Annotated in this window: 15 protein-coding genes; 3 read left to right on the top strand and 12 right to left on the bottom strand. The window is 62.9% G+C overall.

Annotated elements, in window-relative coordinates; genetic code table 11:
- The 7 genes from KXR83_RS23215 to secA2 all read right to left on the bottom strand — a co-directional run bounded on the left by KXR83_RS23215 (position 1) and on the right by secA2 (position 6,313).
- A complete protein-coding gene (locus KXR83_RS23215) occupies positions 1-516 on the bottom strand; it encodes a bifunctional nuclease family protein (RefSeq protein WP_030162603.1) in 516 nt (171 codons plus the stop codon).
- A 98-nt stretch (positions 517-614) separates the two neighbouring features.
- Positions 615-1,304 carry a transcriptional regulator FtsR gene (gene ftsR / locus KXR83_RS23220; protein ID WP_062798665.1) on the bottom strand — a complete coding sequence of 230 codons (690 nt, stop codon included), beginning with the start codon at positions 1,302-1,304 and terminating at the stop codon, positions 615-617.
- A 35-nt stretch (positions 1,305-1,339) separates the two neighbouring features.
- Positions 1,340-1,798 carry a glycogen accumulation regulator GarA gene (gene garA, locus KXR83_RS23225; protein ID WP_030162599.1) on the bottom strand — a complete coding sequence of 153 codons (459 nt, stop codon included), beginning with the start codon at positions 1,796-1,798 and terminating at the stop codon, positions 1,340-1,342.
- Positions 1,799-2,006: 208 nt separating this feature from the next.
- Positions 2,007-2,411 (bottom strand): glycine cleavage system protein GcvH, encoded by a 405-nt coding sequence (gene gcvH / locus KXR83_RS23230; protein ID WP_062798667.1) that lies wholly within the window; start codon positions 2,409-2,411, stop codon positions 2,007-2,009.
- A gap of 72 nt (positions 2,412-2,483) precedes the next feature.
- Positions 2,484-3,116 (bottom strand): CDP-alcohol phosphatidyltransferase family protein, encoded by a 633-nt coding sequence (locus KXR83_RS23235; RefSeq protein ID WP_437426873.1) that lies wholly within the window; start codon positions 3,114-3,116, stop codon positions 2,484-2,486.
- A 76-nt stretch (positions 3,117-3,192) separates the two neighbouring features.
- Positions 3,193-3,702, bottom strand: a complete 510-nt coding sequence (locus KXR83_RS23240; protein WP_437426874.1) for a DinB family protein — start codon at positions 3,700-3,702, stop codon at positions 3,193-3,195.
- 172 nt (positions 3,703-3,874) lie between these two features.
- Positions 3,875-6,313 (bottom strand): accessory Sec system translocase SecA2, encoded by a 2,439-nt coding sequence (gene secA2, locus KXR83_RS23245; RefSeq protein WP_437426930.1) that lies wholly within the window; start codon positions 6,311-6,313, stop codon positions 3,875-3,877.
- 156 nt (positions 6,314-6,469) lie between these two features.
- Between secA2 and KXR83_RS23250 the strand changes: the two genes are divergently transcribed.
- Positions 6,470-8,041 carry a hypothetical protein gene (locus KXR83_RS23250; protein ID WP_437426875.1) on the top strand — a complete coding sequence of 524 codons (1,572 nt, stop codon included), beginning with the start codon at positions 6,470-6,472 and terminating at the stop codon, positions 8,039-8,041.
- A 28-nt stretch (positions 8,042-8,069) separates the two neighbouring features.
- On the opposite strand, the gene KXR83_RS23255 is transcribed toward KXR83_RS23250, so the two are convergent.
- Together KXR83_RS23255 and KXR83_RS23260 are read right to left on the bottom strand one after the other, a co-directional pair.
- On the bottom strand, positions 8,070-9,215 hold the full coding sequence (locus tag KXR83_RS23255; protein WP_437426876.1) for a hypothetical protein: 1,146 nt from the start codon (positions 9,213-9,215) through the stop codon (positions 8,070-8,072).
- Positions 9,216-9,268: 53 nt separating this feature from the next.
- On the bottom strand, positions 9,269-10,324 hold the full coding sequence (locus KXR83_RS23260; protein ID WP_437426877.1) for an LLM class flavin-dependent oxidoreductase: 1,056 nt from the start codon (positions 10,322-10,324) through the stop codon (positions 9,269-9,271).
- A gap of 134 nt (positions 10,325-10,458) precedes the next feature.
- Between KXR83_RS23260 and KXR83_RS23265 the strand changes: the two genes are divergently transcribed.
- Both KXR83_RS23265 and ppk2 read left to right on the top strand, forming a co-directional pair.
- The gene (locus tag KXR83_RS23265; RefSeq protein ID WP_437426878.1) at positions 10,459-11,094 is read left to right on the top strand and encodes a LysE family translocator; all 636 of its coding nucleotides are present in this window, start codon (positions 10,459-10,461) and stop codon (positions 11,092-11,094) included.
- Between the two features lie 66 nt (positions 11,095-11,160).
- Positions 11,161-12,003 carry a polyphosphate kinase 2 gene (gene ppk2 / locus KXR83_RS23270; protein WP_437426879.1) on the top strand — a complete coding sequence of 281 codons (843 nt, stop codon included), beginning with the start codon at positions 11,161-11,163 and terminating at the stop codon, positions 12,001-12,003.
- Between the two features lie 15 nt (positions 12,004-12,018).
- Here the strand turns inward: ppk2 and KXR83_RS23275 are convergent, their stop codons facing one another.
- The 3 genes from KXR83_RS23275 to KXR83_RS23285 form a co-directional block, all read right to left on the bottom strand.
- On the bottom strand, positions 12,019-12,447 hold the full coding sequence (locus KXR83_RS23275; RefSeq protein WP_437426931.1) for a VOC family protein: 429 nt from the start codon (positions 12,445-12,447) through the stop codon (positions 12,019-12,021).
- Between the two features lie 112 nt (positions 12,448-12,559).
- On the bottom strand, positions 12,560-12,970 hold the full coding sequence (locus KXR83_RS23280; RefSeq protein ID WP_437426880.1) for a helix-turn-helix domain-containing protein: 411 nt from the start codon (positions 12,968-12,970) through the stop codon (positions 12,560-12,562).
- An 89-nt stretch (positions 12,971-13,059) separates the two neighbouring features.
- Positions 13,060-13,575 (bottom strand): class I SAM-dependent methyltransferase, encoded by a 516-nt coding sequence (locus KXR83_RS23285; RefSeq protein ID WP_437426881.1) that lies wholly within the window; start codon positions 13,573-13,575, stop codon positions 13,060-13,062.
- Between the last annotated feature and the right edge of the window lies 1 nt (position 13,576).

A 13,576-nucleotide genomic window follows, 5' to 3' on the forward strand; every position in this document is an offset into this window, starting at 1 on the left:
TCACGCGCCTCCGGTGGCCTTGAAGTCGTCCGGAGACACCGAGTCGAGGAACTCCTTGAACTTCTCCACCTCGTCCTCCTTGACCTCGCCTGCCGATTCGTCGTCGGCGTCGTCGCTGTCGTCATCGGGCATCAGTAACCCGGCTTCGGCGAGTACGGACTCCTCGGCGTAGATCGGCACCTCTGCCCGCATAGCAATCGCGATGGAATCGGATGGCCGGGCGGAGATGCGCAGATCCCCGGCGAACACCAGGTCTGCGTAGAACGTGCCCTCTTGCATGTCGACGATGCGGACTTCGACGAGCTCATGACCGAGCGCATTGATCAGGTTGACGATCAAGTCGTGCGTCAGCGGTCGGGGCGGCTCGATACCCTTCTGTCGCAAGGCAATCGAGGCTGCTTCGCTCTGCCCGATCCAAATGGGCAGGAAGCGCTCACCACTGGTCTCCTGCAGGAGCAGGACCGGCTGGCTCTGCGGCGGTTCGACCCGGATACCTACAACGCGCATTTCACTCATGCGATCGGCCCTCCCAACGCTTGTGTGGGCGAATGCTGCACCGCCATCAATCCTATGGCAAGTGAGGCCGCGCGACGACCGAGAAAGCCAAGAGTGGCTCAGTCGAGCACTTCGCGGACGGCCTGCTTGACCAATTGGGTGTGCAGTGTGACCGACAGGGCGGCGATCTCTCGCACCATCTCCTCGGCCCGGTCGCGGGCCCCGGTGCCCTTGCCCTTGGCGATGGGTCCGGCGATCTGCGCGACCAGACCCGCTTCGCGTTCTGCCGAGACCTTGAATGCCCGCAGATGCCGCGCCTGGAGACCAAAGTTCGCGAGGGCTGCTGCCGCCGCGACCAGCCGCACAGCATCCTCATCGAAGAAACCGCGAGGGCCCGGCACGAGCAGACCGTTGTCGCACAGTTCGGTGACAAAAGCCGAGTCGACCCCGGTGCGTTCGAGGAGGGTGTCCCGGCTGAGCCGGCCACCTCCGCCCTGCGAGAAGTCCGTGGCCGGCGCCACCCAGTTCTTCGCCGAGGACAGCAGTCGCGGCCCGGCCTGTGTATCGGACTGAGCGCCACGATCGATCTCGTCGAGCTGTTCTTTGATCACCTTGAGCGGGAGGTAACGATCGCGCTGAGCGGTCAGCACAAACCGCAACCGCTCGCAGTCCGCCCGGCTGAATCGTCGGTAACCCGATGGCGACCGCTCGGGTGTGATCAGACCTTCAGACTCGAGAAACCGGATCTTCGAGATGGTGACATCCGGGAATTCGCCGCGCAGCTGATCGAGGACCGAGCCGATTGACATCGATCCTTCAGATTGCTGCCCCGCCGACGGAGAGGTCACGCGTTCGAGGAACCTTCGTCACCACTGGGGCCGGTCAGGAAGACGAGGCGGAACTTGCCGATCTGCACCTCGTCGCCATTGGCGAGAACGGCGGAATCGACCGGCTCGCGGTTGACGTATGTGCCGTTGAGGCTGCCCACGTCCACCACCTGGAAGTCGTTGTCGCCCAAGCGGAACTCAGCGTGACGGCGACTGACCGTCACGTCGTCGAGGAAGATGTCGCTGTCGGGGTGCCGACCGGCCGATGTGGTGGCCTGGTCGAGCAGGAAACGAGAACCGGCGTTGGGGCCGCGTTTGACGACGAGCAGCGCGGTGCCTGCGGAGAGCCGCTCGACGCCGCTGTCGGCCGATACGGTGGCGGATCCTCCGGTCGACTCCATCTCCTTGATGAAATCGGCCCGGAAGACCGAAGTGGTCTCTACCGGAGCCTCGATGTCCTTCTCGTTGTCGCTCACCAATTCTCCTTCTTCGTAATTGTCCCCGCGGCCCGGAAGGGGGCCAAGTCGTTCCACGGCATTTCGGCGGTCGATCGCTCACACGCCGGATTCGTCCTCATCAAGTGGTTTGGGGAATTACCCGTGACCTAGACCGTACCCTGCCATCGGCCGCAGATGCATAAAGCTGCTGCATACAGTTCCCAAACCGACCCGTCACCGGGTTGCCCTATCCGGCAGTGACTTCGCGATATCCGGACGCATCGAGCATCTCACCCAACACGGCGTCGAGATCGGCGTCGTCACCGACGTTGATCTCCACCAACCAACCCATGCCGTAGGGCTCGGAGTTGACCAGGTCAGGACTTGCTTCGAGCCGGTCGTTCACGTTGGTCACAACTCCGGCGAGCGGACCGAAGATGTCCGACACGCTCTTCGTCGACTCGACCTCGGCGAACGACTCCCCCACGACCACCTCGTCATCCACCGCGGGCAACTGAACGAAGACGACGTCGCCGAGCTGGTCCTGCGCGTAATCGGTGATTCCGACCCGAACGGTCGTGTCGGACACCTTTTTCACCCACTCGTGCTCGGTGGTGTAACGCAGATCGTCGGGAGTCTGCTTGTCGGTCACGTGTGACGCCTTCCGGTTAAGCATTCGCTTCGGGGGTTGAAGGGAGAATTTAGCGCACCATCGGTGTTCATCTCACCGGGGCGAGTTGTCTGGTGTGCTTTTCGCGTGATGCACGGGCGGCATCGTGCGCATCACCTGCACCACCTGTATCCAGTAGAGGACAAACGACCACAGGTACATGCCCGTGCCCCAGATCATGAAGGCCCATCCACAGGGATAGAAGATGTCGCCTATGACCGAATCGAGTTGCCCGGCAAGGATCATCGGGAACCCGTACATCAGCGCGAACGTCGCTGCCTTGCCGATGTAGATCACAGGCAGGGCCGTGAGGCCGCGGCTGCGCAGCAGGGGCGCGCTCGCCAGCAAGAGGACGTCGCGGCCGATGAGTACACCGATCAGCCACCACGGCATGATCCCGCGGATCGCCAGGCCGATCGGTATGACCAGCATGTAGAGCCGATCGGCCGCGGGATCGAGGAGAGCGCCCAATCTGGACGACTGGTTCATCAGCCGGGCTATCTTGCCGTCCGCCCAGTCGGACAGTCCCGCGAAGAACAAGATCGCGAACGCCCAGCCGTCGGCTTCCTTCGCGAGCAGGACCCAGAGGAACACCGGCACCATCACGAGCCGTACGGCGCTGAGCAAGTTCGGAACGGTGAATATCCGATTCGTTTCCACAACCGGTTCCGGGCCGATCTCCTCCATGCGAACTACCCTGTCACATCCGCCGCAGTCGGCGTTTCGCGGTTGTCCGGCGCCTCGGTGTCTGCGCTTGTTGCCGTCAGCGCCCGGTCTGGCCGTCGATCAGCTCGCGCAAGATGTCGGCGTGACCCGCGTGGCGGCCCGTCTCCTCGATCATGTGGGTCAAAGCCCAACGAACGCTTGGCGCAGGGCGTCCCGGCGCGGACCGTGGCAGACGCGCGGCGAGATCGGCACAGTCGTCGAGGACATCGTTCGCCGACTCGACGGCCTGCCGGTACCTCGCGATCACGTCATCGACGCTGTCCGATGCCTCGGCGGTGAAGGTCGATTGCCACCTGGTGACCGTCTCGCCGAGGAATGTCGCCCGTTCCACATGAACGAGATGGTTGAGCAGGCCGAGCAAGTTCGTTCCAGAAGGTACCGCGGCCGCCCGCACCTGCGGTTCGGGAGCGCCGTCCACCTTCGCGACGATCGAGGTCCTCAGGTAGTCGAGAAATCCTCTGAGTACCTCGACTTCGCTGCTACCGGTCCGGGGCGGCGGCGTATCCCGACGACGCCTGACGCGACCCGACGAGCTCGTGGTCCCCATGGCCGGTTCCTCCGTTCGTCCGGCCATCCACGATGTCGAACAGCCTGCCAGACCAGCCTCGCCCAGACGGCTCCGTCTGTCACGAAAAGTTGCCGCCTCGGCAAGAACTGCCCGACACACCGGCCACCGAACCCGCGGGCCACCTTGCGCAGGCCCGCCCCGCCCCCGACCGCTAGCGGAAGATGCCGACGATGCCCTGCAGCGCCTTCGCGCCACCGGAGCTGAACGGGCTGTCGTGCACCATGTACGTCCATGTGGTGGTCGAGCGGCGCAGGTCGGCCTGTTCCAGGTCCACACCGTCAGCAGTGATGACAGCTTCACGGAATGTCTTGCGAGCGTTGTCGACTGCTTCGCCGGGCAATCTGCCGAACTCATCGAGGATCAGCTTGTGGAACTCGTCGAGGGGTGACTCCCGACCGAGTGAACGCAGATGGATGCTGGCCCGGACGTCTGAGACGAATGCGAGATGGTCGGCCCAGGCGCGGTCGAGATGGAACAGCATGATCTCGCGTGCAGCCTGCTCGAGGACCGCTACGGGGACGGGCTCGGCTTTCTCGACCGGTACCGACGAATCGGAGTCGACAGCGGTCTCAGCAGGATCGTCGCCCACCGACTTCGTATCGGGAGCATTGCCCGAATCGGCGGATTCGGCCGGCTCGGGGACATCGCCGGTCAGTTCGCGGTACCGGTCGTTTTCCAGGTCCTTCAGCTCGGTGAGAGCCGTGTCGGTCGTCAGCAGCTTCATGCGCCGCGCGATCACGATGTCGCGTTGCTGGTTCACCAATTGGTTGTAACGCCAGGTGTTCGCATGCAGTTCGAGCATGACGCCTTCGGCGACCCGCTGTGCCTGCTCGATCAGGTCGACACCCTTGGAGCCCAGTGACCCGTCCTCCGACGAACTGACCGGGTCGCGTTTGAGGGTGAGGTTGCGCGTGACAACCGGATCCTCCACGCTCGAGAAGAACACCGAGCGACCCGGATCCCCTTGTCGCCCAGCCCGGCCGCGCAGCTGATTGTCGAGTCGTTCGGTGTCGTGGCGACCGGTACCGACCACGCAGAGTCCGCCGAGTTCGACCACTTCGTCCCGCTCGGACGTCGATTCGCCGTCCTTCTGGCCTGCGGAGCCGCCGAGCTTGATGTCGGTGCCTCGCCCGGCCATCTGGGTCGACACGGTGACGGCGTTCTTGGCACCGGCCTCAGCGATGATCTTGGCTTCTTCGGCATCGTTCTTGGCGTTGAGGACCACGCTCTGCACACCGGCCCGGCCGAGGAGGTGGGCGAGCTCTTCGGACTCCGCGACGTCATGTGTACCGATCAGGATCGGCTGCCCGGTTTCGTGGATCTCCTTGACGAACTCGACGACGGCTTCGGCCTTGTTGGCCTTCGTGTCGTAGACCCGGTCCACCTCGTCGACGCGGATGTTCTTGGTGTTGGGCGGGATCTGGGACACGGCCAGCTGATAGAACTGCCGGAATTGTTCGCCTGCCGCCAGCGCCGTACCGGTCATCCCGCACACCTTCGGGTAACGCCCGATCAGCGCCTGAACGGTGATGGTGTCGATCACCTCGCCCGAATCGGTCTGCGCCAGGCCTTCTTTCAGCTCGACGGCTGCCTGCAGGCCATCAGGCCACCGCTGCAGCTGGGCTACTCGCCCCCGCGAGGCGTTGATGAGGTGGACTCCCCCGTCGCGCACGATGTAGTGCACATCGCGTTCGAGCAGGATGTGTGCGTGCATCGCCACGTTGACGTGCACGAGCGTGGTGCCCACATGCTCTTCGTCATACAGGTTGATGCCACCGAGTTCTTGTTCGATGAACGCCGCACCCTCGTCGGTCAGGTAAACGTTCCTGCCCTCGGCGTCGACTTCGTAATGCGTCTTCTTCAGCTTGCCGACGGCATCGTGGATGGGTTTGTCGGGCACTTCACCGGTGGTCGCACCGGCGAGGATCAACGGCACCAGTGCTTCGTCGACGAGCACCGAGTCGGCCTCGTCGATGATCGCCACGTCCGGTTTGGGTGACACGAGATCTTCCGCTCGGGTGGCGAGTTGGTCACGCAGGACGTCGAAACCCACCTCGTTGACCGAACCGTAGGTGATGTCGGTGTCGTAGGCAGCCTTGCGCTCCTCGCGCGTGGAGTTTTCCGACACCGCAGACGACGAGATGGCGAACTGGTCGAACAGAGGCTTCATCCACTCCGCGTCACGAGTGGCGAGGTAGTCGTTCACCGAGACCACGTGCACCCGATGTCCCTGCAGCACATAGCCGATCGCGGCGATTGCGCCGGCCAACGTCTTGCCCTCACCGGTGGCCATCTCGATGATGTCGCCCTCGAGCAGTCGAAGAGCGCCCTGCAGCTGCACGTCGAACGGCCGCATGTCCAGCGCCCGATCTCCGGCTTCACGGACCAGGGCCAGGAAACGGGCCCGGTCCTCACCCTCGGGGTCGGTGATGTCGAGTTTCTCCGCCTCCGTGGCGAAGTTCTCGTCGCTCAGCTCCGCCGCCCATGAATCATGGTCACCGGACTTCTTGATCAAGGTCAGAGACTTCGACTGGTTGCGCGAAGACTGCGCTCCCAGCAGTCGCCACATGTTGTTCGTGAGCTTTCCCACCGAGCCGTACTCCCGTCCATCTGCAAAAGTGCCGTGCTCCACCGTACGCGGAGTGCGTCCGCGGGTTACCGTACGCGGCAGGCTTCCCGAGCAATCAGACTCTGCCACTTTCGCGCTGGTCACGGGAGCAATATGATTCCGTCCCGGAGGTGGCCAATGAGCTCGGATCGCGATTCCGATCGGTCCAAATCGCCGACAGTCAGGTTCGCGGTTCGCGCAGCGGTCGCCGGCGCGGTGCTGGGATGCGCAGTCGGTCTCGGCGCGTACAACAACTGGCTCGTCTCGCTCTTGGTGGGCGTTCCGTTGGTGATCACCGCACTCGTCATCTCGCCACGTCCCCGCCGTATCGACGGCCTGCTGAAGGCAGGCCAGTCCCGCAAACAGATCCCGGTGACGATCGAGGCACTGACCAGATCAAGCCTCGACGCGTCGGATGTGCAGCCCACACTCGTGACGGCAACCATCTCGCCACCCAATGACACCGACTATCGCGCGCGTTGGCTGACGGCGATGCCCAAGCCGGTTGCCGCAACCGTGCTGCAGGACTCCCAGACCACACTTCCCTCTGCCCTGATCCCGCCTCGTCCCGACAGCTCGCTGTCCTACGACGCGGGTATCGCGCCGGCAAAGGCCACAGAATTCGGGAACCACCCGCCGAACTCCACGCTGCTGCAGCCTCTGATCACAATTCTGGTTGCGGTTGCACTGTTTGTCGGGGTCGGTAGTGGGTGGCACATCTCGGTGTCGAGGTCGGGCACCGGGAGCTCATCCACCTCGGTCGAAGACACCGAATCCGCCTACGATCCTCAACAGCAGATCGATAACTTGTTGCGGCAGATACGAACTCTGGGACCGAATGCCGGGAACAGCATTCTCAGTCTTCGCATCACGCGCGACGGTTACGACAGCGCATCCGTGCTCGACCGAAAGACAGGCGAAAGCCTGGACATCGACTACACGGGGTCGAGCAAGACGTGGAGCGGACCGGAGCGCAACCCCACCGATTCGCGAGGGCCACGGACTTTTCGGGCAGATGAGTTGTTGCGGATGCAATTCACCACCATCCGAGATCAGATGAACGCCGTCATCCCGGAGGAATCTCGGTTCTTCAAGTCGATGACGGTGGTGCGTTCGGGCGATGACCAGCCCGTCCTGGCGACGGCGGACTTCGGCGACGACATCGAGGACGGAGTCGACATCCAGGCGAACACTGAGGGAGTTGTTGCTACCTGGTTCAATCCGGGCGACTTTCAGACTTCAGTGACTCTAGCCGCGGAGATGATGGCCGAGGCCGGAATCCCTACGGACCAGCCGATTCTCAATAGATTCGAGATCCGTGGGGATCCGGACTCGGCGACGATCTCGGCTGGAGACATACAAAATTCTGGCGGAGTACTTGTGGAGTACACCGACCTCAAATCGAGCGGATCGCTGAGCCGCGCACCCGGCCACTTTCCTTCGCTGCGTATTTACAGTGAGAACAAGACCGGTCGGCTGCGTGCGGGTTCTTTCGCTTTCACCGACGTGTCGGCATCTACTTTCGATCAGGTACGTAATGACGCGATGCGGCGCGGCAACGTCGACACGTTCGATCGCGACCTCGTGGACATCGAGGCTTCGCACCGGTACGTACTAAACGAGTATCAGACGGTCATCTCGATCAAGTCTGGACCTGACCCTACCGAAGAGATCTACTCTCTCGACGGACAGTACATCTCGCCCAAATGACCTATTGCAGGCTGCCAACAACAAGCAGCTAGTCCGCCTCCAAAGCCCTTCGCCGTCCCGCATCGATTTCCTCCATCGCCTGCGGCTGTGGATGAAGGCTGCCGCGGTCGGTCAGGTCGGTGACGATCTGCTTGATCTGGTTCAGGTACTCGGCCTGCTGCTCACCCTGCACGTTTCGCGCATTCTCCAGCAGCGACAACGCAACCGTTAATTCCCTCTGGTCGTTCACCTCGAGTAGCCCGGTACCCACCGCGCGCCCGTATTTCTCACATTCGACCCACGCCTTACGCAGGTCGATGACCGCCTGCTGATACTCGTCGGCACGGTCGATGTTGACCGGGAACGTATCGGTGCGCAGCTCTTGGGCGCGGTTCAGTGTCGTGTGGAAGACCTCCACGGTGTCGACCGACACGTCAGTGACCGCAGGGAACCGGATGAGCAGTTCGGGTTCGAGTTCGTACTGGGCGTAGTCTGCCAGCACATCATCGTGTTGTTTGATTGCCAACTGCCACAACCGTTGTGCGGCTTCCTCGCTGTCGGCGTTCGCGATGCGCGGAATCAACCGGCCAGGCGGGGGCTGTGCAGGTTGGTAACCCGGCTCTGCCGCTGCTGGTTTGGCGAGGCCACCCGTGCCCTTGCCCACCCTGACCGCGCGCTTGGCCGGCTGATGGGCGCGGAGGCGGGCGATCACCTCCGCCGCGGCCGGGTCCGACTCGATCGCCGCGATCTGCCACTCCTGATCCGGGTTGCTCGTGAACCGCAAACGTAGGTACCGGCAGCCCCGAACGTGGAACTGATCGGCGCGCGACGATCGGCTGACAGATGTGTCGGTTGCCAGCTCCGAGCTCTGTTTGACCGACAGCAGCGAGTCGAGGGGAAAGGAGTGCAGCTCGGAGTCGGCATTGCCGAAATGGACCGTCTCATCGTCCACGGTGATCGTCACGGCCGGCAGGTCACGGATACGGCCCAACGCCGCCAGTAGCAGGCCCAGCCCCACTGTCACGATGACGATGAGACCGGTTGTCATGGGCGGGGCATCAACGACCGTCAGTGCGACCAACTCCAGCAGCGAGGCGATCACGAGCGCGCTCGCAGCTGTTGCGAGCCGTTCGTGAGTCGTACTGCGGTACTCGGTTCGGCACGTTACCGATGCGGGGCCGGAACTGCTCGCCACGTCTTGCCTCCTACGGTGCGCCGCACTGCTCGCGACGCTTACACCGCGGGACTTTACCTCTGATCGGACAAGGCCTCGCGAACAATCGGGGCGACCTTCTCGCCATACAGTTCGATGCTTCGCATCTTTGCTTCATGGGACAAGGTGCCGTTGCCGTACTTCATGTCGAAACGGGTGACCTTCAGTGCCCGGACATTCTGAATGATCTTCGCAGCAACGGTGTCCGGGGAACCCACATACAACGAACCGTCCGGGCCTGCCGCCTGCTCGAACTGACCTCGTGTCGTGGCCGGCCATCCTCGTTCCCGCCCGATCCGATTCATCTGATCGCGGTAGTGGGGCCACAGTTCTTCGCGGGCCTGTTCGTCGGTGTCGGAGACGTGACCCGGCGAGTGCATTGCCACCGGCAGCTCTGTGTGCCCGAACTCGTGCAGCGCCCGATGGTAGAGATCTACGAACGGTTCGAATCGCGCCGGCTCCCCACCGATGATGGCCAGCACCAACGGTATTCCGTATCGCGCCGCGCGTACCACCGACTCCGGCGAGCCACCGACACCGATCCAGGTGGTCAACCCTCCCTTCGCGGTTTTCGGGAACACCTCCTGTCCGGTCAGGGGCGCCCGGTGACCGCCGTTCCAGGTGATCGGGCCCTCTGATCGCAGCTCGGCGAACAGGTCCAGTTTCTCGGAGAACAACTCCTCGTACTGTGCGAGGTCGTAGCCGAACAACGGGAACGATTCGGTGAACGAGCCGCGCCCCAAAATGACTTCCGCCCGGCCCCCAGAGATCGCGTCGAGAGTGGCGAAGCGCTGGTACACGCGGATCGGATCATCTGAGCTCAGTACGGTCACAGCTGTTCCCAGACGGATGGACTCTGTCTGGGCCGCAATTGCGGCCAGGACCACCTCAGGTGCTGAGACGGCGAAGTCCTCGCGGTGATGCTCACCGACACCGAAGAAGTCCAGGCCCACCTTGTCGGCGAGAACCCCTTCTGCGACCACATCCCGGATGACCTGGTCGTAGGAGAGCGGTTCGCCATCCGGACCGGCAGTGCGGTCGCCGAATGTGTCCAGGCCGAGTTCCACGGCCGACGATTTTGGTACAGGCATCGAGGTGTCCTTCTTCCTTCGCGGTCACGTGGGCAACCACATCAAGGCTTCGAAGATTCCCGCGGCCGTCGAAACGCCGGCGGGTTCGTCTGTACGCGCCTGCCAACGGTTGACACCGATGGTTCAGTGAAACGATGGTGCCTTTACCCAATCTGCTCGCGTTCATCGTCGCCGCAGTTGTGCTGATAGCAGTTCCGGGGCCCAGTGTGCTTTTTGTCGTCGGACGTTCGATCGCCTACGGCAGGCGAGTCGGCCTCCTGAGCGTGCTCGGCAACACCATGGGTCTGATACCCCAGATCGCGGCTGTCGCGCTGGGCATCGGCGCCGTGGTGTCCGCGTCCGCAACCATGTTCATGGTCATCAAATCGGCCGGTGCTGTGTACCTGGTCTATTTGGGGGTCCAGGCGATCCGTCATCGCCACCTGATCCACGCAGGCGCCGGTCCGGGCGATGGAGTGACGACGAGACGCGTTGTGTCACAGGGATTCACGGTAGGCTTCACCAATCCCAAGGCACTGGTGTTCTTGGCAGCAGTTCTCCCCCAGTTCGTCGACCCTGGCCGAGGCGCCCCCGGACTTCAGATGTTTGTCCTGGGGGCAGTCTTTGTCGTGATCGGGCTGATCTGCGACAGCGCGTGGGCGATGGCCGCATCGGTCGCCCGCTCGTGGTTCACCGATTCACCCCGGCGGCAAGCACAGTTGAGTGCAACCGGCGGATTGATGATGATCGGGTTGGGCGGCACGCTGGCGTTGTCCGGCAACAAGGCGTGAGCCGGATCGTTCGGCCCGGTGTTCACAATCGCTGACGACGCGCTTGCAACCCAGTAGGCTCCCTCCATGGGAAAGAAGGACAGCGGTAAGAAGAGCAAGGCCCAGAAGATCCCCAAAGACGTCTACGAGGCCGAACTCTTTCGCTTGCAATCCGAGTTCGTGAAGTTGCAAGAGTGGGTGAAGGACACCGGCACTCGGGTTGTGGTGATCTTCGAGGGCCGCGACGCGGCCGGCAAGGGCGGCACGATCAAGCGCATCACCGAGTATCTATCGCCCCGCGTTGTGCGCGTCACCGCATTGCCCGCACCCACCGACCGCGAGCGCGGCCAGTGGTACTACCAGCGATACATCGCCCACCTGCCGGCGCCCGGCGAGATCACCATCTTCGACCGATCCTGGTACAACCGGGCGGGCGTGGAAAAAGTGATGGGCTTCTGCACACCCACGGAGCACTCCCTGTTCCTGCGTCAGACACCCATTTTCGAACAGATGCTCCTCGACGACGGCATCATCCTTCGCAAGTACTGGTTCTCGGTGTCCGACGACGAGCAACTCCGACGATTCCGGTCGCGGCTCAATGACCCTGTGCGGCAATGGAAACTGAGTCCGATGGACCTGGAATCGGTGTACCGCTGGGAGGATTATTCTCGCGCGAAGGACGAGATGATGGTGCACACAGACACGCCGAACAGTCCCTGGTACGTGGTCGAATCGGACGTCAAGAAGCACGCTCGACTGAACATGATGTCGCATCTGCTGTCCACGATCGACTATCACGAGGTGAATAAACCGAAGGTCGACTTGCCCGAGAAGCCGATCGACACCGGAACCTATCAACGACCTCCTCGCGAACTGACGACCTATGTACCCGACCATGTGGCCGAACTGGTCGGCGACGTCGAGACCTGATCCGGCAGAGGCCGTCTATGTCGCGTAGGCCTCGATCGGCTGGGTCAACCGGATGCTGTTCCCGGATGGGTCTCTGAACCCCGCGTCGATCCCATACGGCCTTTGCTCGGGCACCTCGGTGAACTCGACCCCGCGGGCTGTGAGTTTTTCGTATTCCGACTGACAATCGTCAGTGGTGAGAAACACCGTGCCGGCAAAACCCTTGGTGACGAGCGCGAGGATCTCGTCGTGCGTGGATTCGCTCACCATCGGTGGTGCCGGGATGGCCATCAGGATGATGGTCACATCGTCTTGCCCGGGTGGTGCCACGGTCAGCCAACGGAATCCACCCAACTCCGGCACGGTCGCGTCGGACCGCACCTCCATGCCCAACTGCTCGGTGTAGAACTTCAGCGCAATGTCTTGATCGTGAACCCAGATCTGCGCTCCGGCGACTCTCATGATGAACTCCTGTGCTCAAGTGGTATTTACAAAGTCGACGCTAACGCCGCGCTGCCGGTCGAGTCTTCTCCCCGTGTGCTGTTCGTCGAATCGCCCGATCTCCAGGAATCGGTTGCTAGAGCCGACTGTCGGGCGCGGGACGACTGAACGTACGAACCACGCACGCGGGCACCATCGCTCGGTCGGCTGCGGCAGGCAGACTGGCCCGATAACGGGCCGGCGTGAGTCCGTAGGTTCGCTTGAAGCTCGTGGTGAAAGACCCGACACTGCGCAAACCGACGGCCACACAAACATCTGCCACCGAATAGTCGGTGTTACGCAGCAGGGCCGCAGCGCGTTCGAGCCGACGCGTCTGCAGGTAGGTGTGCGGCGTTTCACCGAAAGCACGCGTGAAAGCGCGACTGAAATGTGCACGGGACAACATCGCGGCCGCAGCCATCTGATCGACGGTCAGTTCGTCGGCGTACTGCGTGTCGATCAGATCTCTGGCGCGGAGCAGATACCGCGACGGGGGAAGGCTGCCCACGTGGCCACTATTGCACGCCGACCCGGCGCAGACCATCCCCAGAGTTGGTGCTCCGAAGGCCGAACCGCCCAGACGGGCCCAGCCCTTGATCACCCAGCTCTCACGGCGATCACCGCATGGCCGGCGTCCTCCGAATACGTTGCCGTGACGATGAAATGCGCGGCGCGGAGGTGCTGTGAGATCTTCGCCTGCCGATCGTCTACAGAGCCCGGGCCCTGGCCGTAGACCAGGACCAAACGCCCCTTGGGCCGGAGCGCGCCACGCAACACTGCCAGCTCCCGCTCTGCGGACGTCGTCCAGAAGACGTTGACGTTGATCGCGAGCGCTGCGTCGAAAGAAGCGGTGTCGACGCGTAGTTCGCTCAGATCGCTCTGTTCCACTCGCAGTCGTCCATCGGCGACAAAGTCGGTACAGCGTCTGATCGTTCTACTGACCGCGGTGGCCGATCTGTCGATCGCCAGCATGTCGCCGCCGGACAATGTGGGGCACAACAACTGCGCCGCCACACCGTTTCCACAGCCGATCTCGAGCAGCCTCTCCCGAGGCTGAGGCGCCAGGAGTTCCGCCGCCCACAGCACACGTGCAGGTACATCCGCTGCACGCACC

Source organism: Williamsia muralis (assembly GCF_051487485.1).
In the GTDB taxonomy this organism is placed as follows: Bacteria; Actinomycetota; Actinomycetes; order Mycobacteriales; family Mycobacteriaceae; genus Williamsia; species Williamsia muralis_B.

Bases quoted from the DNA above. Each gene is read 5' to 3' on its own strand.
- ftsR (WP_062798665.1), bottom strand. From the start codon at position 1,304: ATGTCAATCGGCTCGGTCCTCGATCAGCTGCGCGGCGAATTCCCGGAT.
- KXR83_RS23215 (WP_030162603.1), bottom strand. From the start codon at position 516: ATGAGTGAAATGCGCGTTGTAGGTATCCGGGTCGAACCGCCGCAGAGC.
- KXR83_RS23260 (WP_437426877.1), bottom strand. From the start codon at position 10,324: ATGCCTGTACCAAAATCGTCGGCCGTGGAACTCGGCCTGGACACATTC.
- KXR83_RS23265 (WP_437426878.1), top strand. From the start codon at position 10,459: ATGGTGCCTTTACCCAATCTGCTCGCGTTCATCGTCGCCGCAGTTGTG.
- KXR83_RS23250 (WP_437426875.1), top strand. From the start codon at position 6,470: ATGAGCTCGGATCGCGATTCCGATCGGTCCAAATCGCCGACAGTCAGG.
- ppk2 (WP_437426879.1), top strand. From the start codon at position 11,161: ATGGGAAAGAAGGACAGCGGTAAGAAGAGCAAGGCCCAGAAGATCCCC.
- KXR83_RS23235 (WP_437426873.1), bottom strand. From the start codon at position 3,116: ATGGAGGAGATCGGCCCGGAACCGGTTGTGGAAACGAATCGGATATTC.
- KXR83_RS23240 (WP_437426874.1), bottom strand. From the start codon at position 3,702: ATGGGGACCACGAGCTCGTCGGGTCGCGTCAGGCGTCGTCGGGATACG.